Annotated in this window: 12 protein-coding genes; 10 read left to right on the top strand and 2 right to left on the bottom strand. The window is 36.0% G+C overall.

The window, feature by feature from the left end:
- Positions 1-743 (bottom strand): aldo/keto reductase (locus ACT8VG_RS03110; protein ID WP_444195180.1); only part of this gene is annotated, 743 nt, incomplete at its 3' end.
- 1 nt (position 744) lies between these two features.
- Positions 745-2496, bottom strand: a complete 1752-nt coding sequence (locus tag ACT8VG_RS03105) for an aminopeptidase P family N-terminal domain-containing protein (RefSeq protein WP_187012090.1) — start codon at positions 2494-2496, stop codon at positions 745-747.
- A 73-nt stretch (positions 2497-2569) separates the two neighbouring features.
- Here ACT8VG_RS03105 and ACT8VG_RS03100 point away from each other — a divergent pair, with 73 nt between their 5' ends.
- The 10 genes from ACT8VG_RS03100 to mobT all read left to right on the top strand — a co-directional run.
- Complete coding sequence (locus ACT8VG_RS03100) at positions 2570-4315, top strand: M3 family oligoendopeptidase (RefSeq protein WP_187012089.1); 1746 nt, start codon at positions 2570-2572, stop codon at positions 4313-4315.
- On the top strand, positions 4308-4907 hold the full coding sequence (locus ACT8VG_RS03095) for a PTS sugar transporter subunit IIB (protein ID WP_187012088.1): 600 nt from the start codon (positions 4308-4310) through the stop codon (positions 4905-4907). The genes ACT8VG_RS03100 and ACT8VG_RS03095 overlap by 8 nt, the downstream gene beginning before the upstream one ends.
- Entirely contained in the window at positions 4904-5479 is a 576-nt protein-coding gene (locus ACT8VG_RS03090) for a sugar O-acetyltransferase (protein ID WP_195920632.1), read from the top strand. Before ACT8VG_RS03095 ends, ACT8VG_RS03090 begins: the two co-directional genes overlap by 4 nt.
- Positions 5476-6048 carry a phosphatase PAP2 family protein gene (locus ACT8VG_RS03085; protein WP_217106677.1) on the top strand — a complete coding sequence of 191 codons (573 nt, stop codon included), beginning with the start codon at positions 5476-5478 and terminating at the stop codon, positions 6046-6048. The genes ACT8VG_RS03090 and ACT8VG_RS03085 overlap by 4 nt, the downstream gene beginning before the upstream one ends.
- Entirely contained in the window at positions 6045-6842 is a 798-nt protein-coding gene (locus ACT8VG_RS03080) for an MBL fold metallo-hydrolase (RefSeq protein ID WP_006506295.1), read from the top strand. Before ACT8VG_RS03085 ends, ACT8VG_RS03080 begins: the two co-directional genes overlap by 4 nt.
- Before the next feature lie 367 nt (positions 6843-7209).
- On the top strand, positions 7210-7524 hold the full coding sequence (locus ACT8VG_RS03075) for a YdcP family protein (RefSeq protein ID WP_000420680.1): 315 nt from the start codon (positions 7210-7212) through the stop codon (positions 7522-7524).
- A gap of 15 nt (positions 7525-7539) precedes the next feature.
- Positions 7540-7926, top strand: coding sequence for a YdcP family protein (locus ACT8VG_RS03070; RefSeq protein WP_000985016.1), 387 nt, complete (start codon positions 7540-7542; stop codon positions 7924-7926).
- Positions 7927-7965: 39 nt separating this feature from the next.
- On the top strand, positions 7966-9360 hold the full coding sequence (locus tag ACT8VG_RS03065; protein WP_015646594.1) for an FtsK/SpoIIIE domain-containing protein: 1395 nt from the start codon (positions 7966-7968) through the stop codon (positions 9358-9360).
- Positions 9361-9365: 5 nt separating this feature from the next.
- Positions 9366-9803 (top strand): hypothetical protein, encoded by a 438-nt coding sequence (locus ACT8VG_RS03060; RefSeq protein ID WP_015646595.1) that lies wholly within the window; start codon positions 9366-9368, stop codon positions 9801-9803.
- 176 nt (positions 9804-9979) lie between these two features.
- On the top strand, positions 9980-11002 hold a 1023-nt coding region (mobT, locus tag ACT8VG_RS03055), incomplete at its 3' end, for a MobT family relaxase (protein ID WP_444195179.1).

The following is an 11002-nucleotide window of genomic DNA, read 5'->3' as shown; positions in this document are numbered from 1 at the left end:
TTGTATTTCTTTGCTAGATCATCAAGGACGTTATTTAATTTCTTATAATCAGGATGATTTAAGAAAGTCCCTTCAGCCCAGGATGCCTGCACAATACTCCAAGCCTGAATTGTAATATCATTTAAACGACAATAATCAAGCACACCGCCATCTTTATCAATCGCAAATTCTTCCTTCATATTCATGTTCATACCACTATCAATCATCACAGAATGCACAATAGAAAGCTGTAACTGATTAATAATAATAGGATACTTTGTATACTTCTGTAATAAGGCAATCTGTCCTGGTGTATGATTAGATACTCCAAAGTATTTGACCTTACCACTTTCATAAAGTTCATCAAATGCTTCTGCCACTTCTTGAGGGTCACATAATGCATCAGGTCTGTGTAATAAAAGAATTTCTACATGATCAGTATGGAGTCTTTCTAATGACCCATTGACTGCATTCATAATATACTCTTTAGAAAAGTCATAACGTTTCCCAGGTACAATGGCACACTTTGTTTGAATAATCATCTTTTCACGATATTCAGGATGTTTTTCAAGAACTTGTCCAAATAACTCTTCTGACTTTCCTCCACCATAAATATCAGCATGATCAAAAAAGTTAATACCACAATCTAATGCAGTCTTCACAAGTTCCTCTACTTCCTCAATACTCTTATCTGCAATACGCATGCAGCCCAAGGCGATTTCAGATACTTTTAAATCAGTTTTTGGTAGATCATAGTACTTCATATTAAATACCTCTTGTATAAGTCTTTAACCATTCATTTTCTTCATCAGTTAAATATGGCTTTAATGACTCTCTTACGAATTCATGATACTTATTTAATGCTTCTCTTTCATCAGCTGTTAATAAAGAAACATCAAGACCATCCAAGTCAATAGGACATAAAGTAAGAGGTTCAAACTTCATCCACTGACCATACTCATTCTTGATATCTTCAACACATAATAATTCGTTTTCTAAACGGATACCAAACTGACCTTCAATATAAACACCAGGTTCATCCGTTGTAATCATACCTGCTTCCTGAATTGCAGAAGGCTTACGTGGATCACGTAAACGTGGTCTAATATCATTTGGTCCTTCATGGACATTTAAGAAATGACCAACACCATGACCTGTACCACACTGGAAATCAATATGCTGCTTCCATAACTCATGTCTTACAAGACCATCAATCCAGATACCATTTGCACCATATAAGAAAACAGCTTCCTGCATCTTCAACATAGCCTTTAATACATATGTGAAGTATTTTCTTTCAGTCTCACTGATTTTACCTAAGATGAATGTACGTGTAATATCAGTTGTACCATCTAAATACTGTCCACCTGAGTCAATAAGAAGCATACCTTCTTTTTTAACATGAACATCATGTTCATGAGATGGATGATAATGCATTAATGCCGCATTTTCTTTATAAGCAGTAATTGTATTAAATGAAATATCAGTAAATAATTCCTGTGCTTCTCTAAAGCCTAATAACTTATTAGTAATAGAACATTCAGTCGCATCATCAGGCATAGAAGTCTTTAACCAATACATGAACTTAGTCATTGCTACACCATCTTTTAAATGGGCATGCTTTGTATTTTCAATTTCTACATCTGACTTAATACTCTTGAAGTATTGAGATGGGTTAGATCCTTCCATGATTTCACAGTCTATAAATGAATAAATGGCATAGTTAATAGCACTTAAATCTACAAGTACCTGACCACTTAATCTCTTTGTATCTAGATAGATATCATCATAAGAACGGATTTCAACACCATCATTCTTATAAGCTTCAATCATCGCTTCATCATAAGTACCATCCTGAAGATATAAATAAGCGTTATCTAAAGTAATAATACTAAATGCCATAGCCATTGGAGAATGAGGAATATCCTTACCTCTGATATTGAATGTCCATGCAATATCATCTAATGATGTAATGATGTGCGCATTACATTCATTTTCTTCCATATAACCACGAATCCATTCAAGTTTCTGTGCTGTGCTTTGTCCATGATACTTCACATCATAGATATAAGCAGGTTCATGAGAACGTTCTGGACGATTTGTCCATACATCAGTCATATCAATGTCTTTTAATTCAAAATCAGTTTCTCTATCTTCATCTAAATCAATGATAAATGAAGCAGTTGTTACTTTACCATTGAAGCCAAGTACATCACCATCATCAAGATGATCAATGAGGAAATTCTTCACACTAGGAACATCTGCATTACCCATCTTCATGAGTTTAATACCAGGATAGAGTTCTTTTTCTGCCTGAATGAAATAACGTCCATCAGTCCATAACCATGCTTCTTCCTGTCCTACAACTAGGACACCTGCAGAACCAGTAAAGCCGCTTAGATACTTTCTAAACTGGTCATGTTCGCCTACAATTTCACTCTGATGATCATCATCAGTAGGCACATAATAGAACTTGATATTTTGTTCTTTTAATCTTTTCTGTAATTCTTTTATCATTTTTTTATCACCCAAGATAAGTTTAACACAAATGAGAGAGATAAGGTATAATACAATTAGGAGATGATTAAACATGAACGAATGGAATCTTGATGCCCTATATACGTCATTTCAAGACAAAAATTTTCAAGAAGATTTAAACACGCTTAAAGATTTGAATAAGAACTATCCTACTTATAGAAGTGAGAAAACAGAAGCATCATTACATAAAATAATAGAGACAAAAATAGAAATTGAAAAGAGAATAGAAAGGCTGCATTTTTTTATACAGCTTTCTTTATCGGCTCATACAGATGATGCGGAGGCAACACGTTATCTTGATCAATTAAATAATATAACTGCCTCAATGATAGGAGAAGATATTAAGAATAATGCCTATATTGCGGAGTTTGATTTAGATAGTTGTCAGGATCCTTTTATTAAGGAACATGCTTATATTCTTCATGAAATTAAAAATAAACAGAAGTATGTATTAGATGAAAAAGAAGAATCTATTATAGCTCATATGAAAAATACAGGTTCTTATGCTTGGATGAAGCATAAGGATATGGTTGTATCTTCTATTAAAGTGAATATAGATGGATATGATTATCCTTTGACTAAAGTACTGAACATGGCTCATAGTCCAGATAAGCAGACAAGAATGAAAGCTTATTTCGCAGAACTAGATGCCTATAAACCATATGAAGAAACGATTGCGACATGTTTAAGTGGAATCAAGGGAGAAGTGCTCTATACAAGTAAACTGAGAGGTTATGAATCACCATTAGAAGAATCATGTATCAAATCACGATTAAAGATGGAGACTCTTAATACATTACTTTCTGTTATGAAAAAGAATATGCCAGAAATAAGAGAATACCTTAAAATCAAGGCAGACTATCTAGGCTATCAGAACGGCTTGCCTTGGTTTGAACTTTATGCGCCTGTTGTTGAAGATGATGAAGAATATTCATTTGAGAAAGGGTCTCAGTTTGTCATTGATCAGTTCTATACATTCTCAAAACATTTAGGTGATTTTGCGACTCATGCAATTAAGAATCATTGGGCTGATGTCTATCCAAGAGAAAATAAAGTCAGCGGTGCATTCTGTGAAAATATTAGAAGTTTGAAACAAAGTCGTTTCTTATTCAACTATGGAAATCATTTCTCTGATGTGATTACTGTAGCCCATGAATTTGGTCATGGTTTCCATGGAAGATGTTTAGGTGATCAAACAATATTGAATACCCATTATCCAATGCCGATTGGAGAAACAGCCTCTAACTTCTGTGAAACAATAGTGGGAAAAGGTGCATTAAAATCAGCTACACCTACTCAAAAGATTGTGATATTAGAGAATACATTAAGTAATGCAACTCAGGTGATCTGTGATATTTATTCCCGTTTCTTATTTGAAAGCCGCTTCTTTGAAGCAAGAAAACAAGGTCCAGTGAGTGCTAAAGAAACAAAGAAAATCATGCTTCAAGCACAGATAGAAGCGTATGGTGATGGATTAGATCATAATTATCTCCATCCATATATGTGGACATGGAAACCTCATTATTATGATTCAGACTATTCATTCTATAACTACCCATACGCCTTTGGTTCATTACTTGCGAAAGGACTTTATGCACTTTATCAAAAAAAACCTGAACACTTCCCAGAGGATTATGAAACATTCCTTTCAGTTACAGGTAAGATGGATTTAGAAGATATTGCGAAAACACTTGATATAGATCTCACAGATGAGTCATTCTGGCAGAGTTCTATTGATATCATCAAAGAAGATATTAATACATTTAAAACACTTCTAGAGGAATACAAACATGATTGATACGTTCTATCAAAAAGAAAACCTAGAAGTTTATAAACGTTATCTCTATTTCCAGTTAAAAGATGATTCTCGTTTTCAAACACAATTTAATGACAATGAATATCACATTACTTATCAATCACGCACTGCATCTATTCACTTTCATGATATAGGTATGATAGAAGAAGAGATTATCAGCGATGATAAGCAGATCTTCTATCTTCATTTTCCATTGACTACATTTCCTATTGCCTTAGAACTTTATCAATGTATGATCAATAAACTCATAGAAGAAAAAGTAGAACCAATGAAGGTGGTTTTATGCTGTAGTGGGGGAATGACATCAGGATTTTTTAAGGAAAAGATGCAGAACTATATTTTAAAAAACAACCTCCCATTGATCATAGAAGGGGCAGCAGTTCATACTGTAGAAAAGAAGTGTCTCTATTATGATGTTGTATTATTAGCACCACAAATGGGTTATAAGAAAGAAGAGATAGAAACATTGACACATAAATATGTAGGTGTGATTGATCCTCAGGTCTTTGCAACATATGATTGTGGCGCATTATACAAACAGATTCAATATTACTATAGGAGGAATAAAGAATGAATGATACAAAAAGCGATATGATTTCAGGCGAACTCTATCAGCCATTTTCAAAAGAACTCTATAACGATCGTCTTTATTGTAAGAGTCTTTGTCATGAGTTAAACAATCTTTCACCGCTTAAAAGAGATGATATCAATCTTATACTAGATAAACTATTAAATGAATGGAATGAAGCCTTTATTGAACAACCTTTTCATTGTACATATGGCTATAATATTTCTTTAGGGAAGAACTTCTATTCTAAAGATAATCTCTTTATTGATGATAGTGGAATAGTGTCTATTAGTGATAATGTGACTATTGGATATAATGTCACAATACTCACATCAGTTACACCAACGAGTAGCCAGGATCGTGCAAAAGGATTAGAAAGTACACTTCCAGTACGTATTTATGAAGGAGTATGCATTGGATCCAATACAGTGATTTATCCAGGTGTAAAGATCAATAGAGAATCTATTATTGAACCAGGATCAGTTGTAAAGGATGATATTCCACCATTTGTGATTGCAGGAGGCAATCCATGTCGTGTAATTAGCGCAATTGATGATAAGGACTTGATGAGAAAATGAGAGAATTAGGACAATTATATGACTATACACTCCTTCATTTCCTTCATCATCTTGCTGAAAGTACAAATGGTGCACTTACACCATTCTTTCGCTTTATCTCTTATTTTGGTGATAACGGCATCTTCTTTATCGCTTTATCCTTGGTACTCATTTATTTTAAAAAGACAAGAAAACTCGGTATATGTATCCTCATTAGTCTTGCGATAGGCGCTATCTTTACAAGTCTCTTTTTAAAGAATGCGATAGGACGTCATCGTCCTTATTTATCCGGTGTAGACGAATACTATAACTGGTGGAAGTATGTAGGAGGCTTACATTATAAAGAATTCTCATTTCCTTCAGGACATACTACAGCCACTATGGCTGTTATGATGTGTATATTCTTAACATGCAATAAGAAATACAGCTGGTTAGTTTTTATCTTTGTCGCATTAATGGGTCTAAGTCGTAATTATTTCATGGTGCACTACCCAACAGATGTTCTAGGTGGTATTATGGTAGGCGGAATATCTGGTTTTATTTCATATTTGATATGTTATAAGAGTAAATTATTGGGAGGAAGAACATGAAACTAACAATGTTAGGTACGGGGAATGCCTTAGTCACTAAGATTTATAACACATGTTTCGTCTTAGAAGACAACCATCAATACTTTATGGTTGATGCAGGAGGAGGAAACCAAATCCTAACTCAGCTAAAAAAAGCAGGATATGACTGGAAGGATATGAAGCATATCTTTTTAACACATAAGCATATTGACCATCTATTAGGTATGGTCTGGATGATGCGTATGATTACACAGTTTATGAATGCAGGTAAATATGAAGGTGATGCTTATATTTATGGTCATGATGAAGTCATTCATATTTTAAAGGATATGGCTGATACACTTCTTGTACCAAAACAGAGTGCACTTATTGGAAAAAGACTTCACTTAGTAGAAGTGAAGGATCAAGAAACTAAAGAAATTATGGGACATCCAGTCACTTTCTTTGATATTCATTCAACTAAAGCCAAACAGTTTGGCTTCGTGGTGGAATATGATGGTAAGAAGCTGACATGTTGTGGTGATGAACCTTATTGTGAAGAAGAGAAAGTCTATGCAGAAAATGCAGATGTACTCTTGCATGAAGCATTCTGTTTATATGAAGAAAGAGACTTCAGACATCCTTATGAAAAACATCATTCAACAGTGAAAGATGCCTGCGAACTTGCACAAAAACTTCATATTAAGAATCTTGTACTCTATCATACAGAAGATGATCATGTAGACAATCGTAAAGAACTCTACAAGGCAGAAGGTGCACACTATTATACAGGAAATATATTTGTTCCTGATGATTTAGAAGTAATGGAATTTTAGAGCTATCATTTGATAGCTTTTTATATTAAAAATAGTATGAAAATCTAGTTATCCGTATAAACACTGGACTTATCACACTTTATCAAGGTCGAAACCAATCAATTTACTACTAATTTACTACTTATGAATGAGCTTTGATACGACGATTTACCCTTGAAAAGTGAAGAAACAAAGATACTTCCAATAAAAATTGAATAGGCAAAAGGTGGACACTTCAAAAATGAGGTGTCTATTTTTTTACCCGATTTGAAAGGACGTGATACTACGAAAATAGAAAAACAAGAGAATAAAGGTCGCTCCCCACCGTGAAAGACCATCAAACAAACGAGATTCATTCAACCATAAAAAAGAAAGGATAGGTAAAAATATGGAACTTAAATTTGTGATTCCCAAGATGGAAAAAACATTCGGCAATTTAGAATTTGCTGGCGAGGATAAAGTCGTACAGCGAAGAATCAACGGACATCTAACCGTCTTATCTCGAAGCTATAATCTCTATTCAGACGTTCAAAGAGCAGATGATATTGTGGTCGTACTTCCTGCTGAAGCTGGCGAAAAACATTTCGGCTTTGAGGAACGTGTTAAGTTAGTCAATCCACGTATTACCGCCGAGGGCTATAAAATCGGCACTCGTGGTTTTACAAATTACCTTTTACATGCTGACGACATGGTAAAAGAATAAAGAAAGAGAGGAAAAATGATGAGATTAGCAAATGGTATCGTATTAGATAAAGACACGACTTTTGGAGAATTAAAATTCTCTGCTCTACGTCGTGAAGTGAGAATCCAAAATGAAGACGGTACGGTTTCAGAGGAAATCAAAGAACGTACCTATGACTTAAAATCCAAAGGGCAAGGACGCATGATTCAAGTAAGTATTCCTGCCAGCGTGCCTTTGAAAGAGTTTGAATATAACGCACGGGTGGAACTTATCAATCCCATTGCGGATACTGTCGCTACTGCTACCTTTCAAGGAGCAGATGTTGACTGGTACATCAAGGCAGACGATATTGTGCTGACAAAGGATTCTAATTCCTTTAGAAATCAACAGCCACCTAAGAAAGAACCTGCTACGGACAAATAGCCACGTATCTTCCATTAGAGAGAAAGGAGAAAATCAAACATGAAACAGCGTGTCTTTCGTGGTAAAAGGATTCGTCCGAGTGACAAAGATTTAGTCTTTCATTTTACAGTAGCGTCCTTACTGCCTATTTTACTGCTTGTTGTCGGACTGTTTCATGTGAAGACAATCCAGCAGGTCAACTGGCAGGACTTTAACCTATCACAAGCAGATAAGATTGACATTCCGTATTTAAGTATCAGTTTCAGTGTCGCAATTCTTGTCTGCTTGCTGGTGGCGTTTCTATTCAAACGGTATCGCTATGATACGATTAAACAACTCTACCACCGTCAAAAGCTGGCGAAGATGGTTCTTGAAAATAAGTGGTATGAATCAGAACAGGTCAAAACAGATGGCTTCTTCAAGGATTCCCCCAGTCGTACCAAAGAAAAGATAACCTACTTCCCTAAAATCTATTATCGCCTTAAAAATGGCTTAATACAGATACAAGTGGAAATCACTCTGGGGAAATATCAAGACCAGCTCCTACACTTGGAAAAGAAATTAGAAAGTGGCTTGTACTGTGAGCTGACGGATAAAGAGTTAAAGGATTCCTACGTGGAATATACCTTGCTCTATGATATGATAGCCCGTCGTATTTCTATTGATGAAGTACAAGCTCATGATGGGAAACTTTGCTTAATGAAAAATATGTGGTGGGAATATGACAATCTGCCTCACATGCTCATAGCTGGTGGTACAGGTGGCGGTAAGACCTACTTTATCCTGACACTGATTGAAGCCTTGCTTCATACAGATTCTAAGCTGTATATCTTAGACCCGAAAAATGCAGACTTAGCCGATTTAGGCTCTGTGATGGCAAATGTCCACTACAGAAAAGAAGACTTGCTTTCCTGCATTGATACATTCTATGAAGAAATGATAAAACGCAGTGAGGAAATGAAGCAGATGGAAAATTATAAGACTGGCGAAAATTATGCTTACTTAGGACTTCCAGCACACTTCTTAATCTTTGATGAATATGTCGCTTTCATGGAAATGCTGGGAACAAAAGAAAACACCGCAGTTATAAATAAGTTGAAACAGATTGTCATGTTAGGTCGTCAAGCTGGCTTCTTTCTAATACTGGCTTGTCAGCGTCCAGACGCAAAATATCTAGGCGACGGAATCCGTGACCAGTTTAATTTCAGAGTGGCTTTAGGTCGTATGTCTGAAATGGGCTATGGCATGATGTTTGGCAGTGACGTACAAAAGGATTTCTTCTTAAAGCGAATCAAAGGTCGTGGCTATGTTGATGTAGGAACAAGTGTCATATCAGAGTTTTATACTCCCCTTGTACCAAAAGGACATGACTTTTTAGAGGAAATTAAAAAGTTATCCAACAGCAGACAGGACACAAAAAAGCCATCATCAGAACAACAAGAAATGGAGAAATAAAAGTAATGGATATTAAAAGATTGGAGATATATCATACACCGACTGAAAAATCTGTCATTTGTCTTTGCTTGAATACAGACCAATTCACGGTAGATTGTGAACAATACATCATTGACCGATACAGGCATTTTACCGTCAATCCAAAAGTACGATTCTATTCCAGAATAGATAAGCTGATTGATGAAATTATCCGTGAAGTGAAGAAACCACCGTTCACATTCAGAATGAGGTTAGAGAAGCGACATAGTATTACCAGCAAAAATATTCTATATGAATTTCAACTTTTTGATAGAAATTCATTCAAAACGGACGGTCTATCAGAAGTGATTGAACAGGAATATTTAAGACCAGAAGTTGATTTGGTAGTGATTTACACTGGCATACAGGGAGAATCAAAGGCAGATACAGACGACAAAGGCAGGTTTTACGGTCTTAAACCGTAAGTTCTGGCTTTGTCGGGCAGGGCTTGCCCTGCCCATTAACCCCCCGTATCTAACAGGGGGGTACAAATCGACAGGAAACAGTCAAAAAAACATTAGAAAATCCTTTGGTTACAAGGGATTTACAAAATTTCAGCGTATGTAAAATGGGCTTTAAAAGTTGACATACGCCTTTTTGATTGGAGGGATTTTTACTGAATGAACAAACTTGGTTACAGCAGTTAAAAGAAAAACGCTTGGCTTATGGACTATCTCAAAATCGTTTAGCGGTTGCGACTGGTATTACAAGGCAGTATCTAAGCGATATTGAAACAGGAAAAGTCAAGCCATCAGAGGATTTACAGCAATCTCTTTTTGAAGCTCTGGAACGCTTCAATCCCGACGCTCCCCTTGAAATGCTCTTTGATTATGTAAGGATTCGCTTTCCCACAACGGACGTACAGCATGTGGTCGAAAACATCTTACAACTGAAACTGTCCTATTTTCTTCATGAGGACTATGGTTTCTATTCTTATTCAGAGCATTATGCTTTAGGCGATATATTCGTTCTCTGCTCCCACGAACTGGACAAAGGAGTTCTGGTGGAATTGAAAGGTCGTGGGTGTCGGCAATTTGAAAGCTATCTTCTGGCTCAACAAAGAAGCTGGTATGAGTTCTTTATGGACGCTTTGGTGGCTGGCGGTGTGATGAAACGCCTTGACCTTGCCATTAACGATAAGACAGGGATTTTGAATATCCCTGTACTCACTGAAAAATGCAGACAGGAAGAATGTATATCCGTCTTCCGCAGTTTCAAAAGCTATCGCAGTGGCGAACTGGTACGCAAAGATGAAAAGGAATGTATGGGAAATACCCTCTATATCGGTTCATTACAGAGTGAAGTTTATTTCTGTATCTATGAAAAGGACTATGAACAGTACAAGAAAAATGATATTCCCATTGAAGACGCAGAAGTAAAAAACCGTTTTGAGATTCGGCTGAAAAATGAGCGTGCCTATTATGCAGTCCGTGATTTACTCGTCTATGACAATCCAGAGCATACCGCCTTTAAAATTATCAATCGGTATATCCGTTTTGTAGATAAAGACGATTCCAAACCTCGTTCTGATTGGAAGCTGAATGAAGAATGGGCTTGGTTTATTGGGAACAACCGTGAACGATTAAAACTAACCACAAAACCAGAGCCTTACTCTTTCCAGCGG

Origin of the sequence: Catenibacterium sp., assembly GCF_052354645.1 — a bacterium.
Classification (GTDB): domain Bacteria; phylum Bacillota_I; class Bacilli_A; order Erysipelotrichales; family Coprobacillaceae; genus Catenibacterium; species Catenibacterium mitsuoka_A.
This window is presented reverse-complemented; position numbering and strand designations above follow the sequence as displayed.

Bases quoted from the DNA above. Each gene is read 5' to 3' on its own strand.
- ACT8VG_RS03065 (WP_015646594.1), top strand. From the start codon at position 7,966: ATGAAACAGCGTGTCTTTCGTGGTAAAAGGATTCGTCCGAGTGACAAA.
- ACT8VG_RS03090 (WP_195920632.1), top strand. From the start codon at position 4,904: ATGAATGATACAAAAAGCGATATGATTTCAGGCGAACTCTATCAGCCA.
- ACT8VG_RS03105 (WP_187012090.1), bottom strand. From the start codon at position 2,496: ATGATAAAAGAATTACAGAAAAGATTAAAAGAACAAAATATCAAGTTC.
- ACT8VG_RS03070 (WP_000985016.1), top strand. From the start codon at position 7,540: ATGATGAGATTAGCAAATGGTATCGTATTAGATAAAGACACGACTTTT.
- ACT8VG_RS03095 (WP_187012088.1), top strand. From the start codon at position 4,308: ATGATTGATACGTTCTATCAAAAAGAAAACCTAGAAGTTTATAAACGT.
- ACT8VG_RS03075 (WP_000420680.1), top strand. From the start codon at position 7,210: ATGGAACTTAAATTTGTGATTCCCAAGATGGAAAAAACATTCGGCAAT.
- ACT8VG_RS03100 (WP_187012089.1), top strand. From the start codon at position 2,570: ATGAACGAATGGAATCTTGATGCCCTATATACGTCATTTCAAGACAAA.
- ACT8VG_RS03060 (WP_015646595.1), top strand. From the start codon at position 9,366: ATGGATATTAAAAGATTGGAGATATATCATACACCGACTGAAAAATCT.
- ACT8VG_RS03085 (WP_217106677.1), top strand. From the start codon at position 5,476: ATGAGAGAATTAGGACAATTATATGACTATACACTCCTTCATTTCCTT.
- ACT8VG_RS03080 (WP_006506295.1), top strand. From the start codon at position 6,045: ATGAAACTAACAATGTTAGGTACGGGGAATGCCTTAGTCACTAAGATT.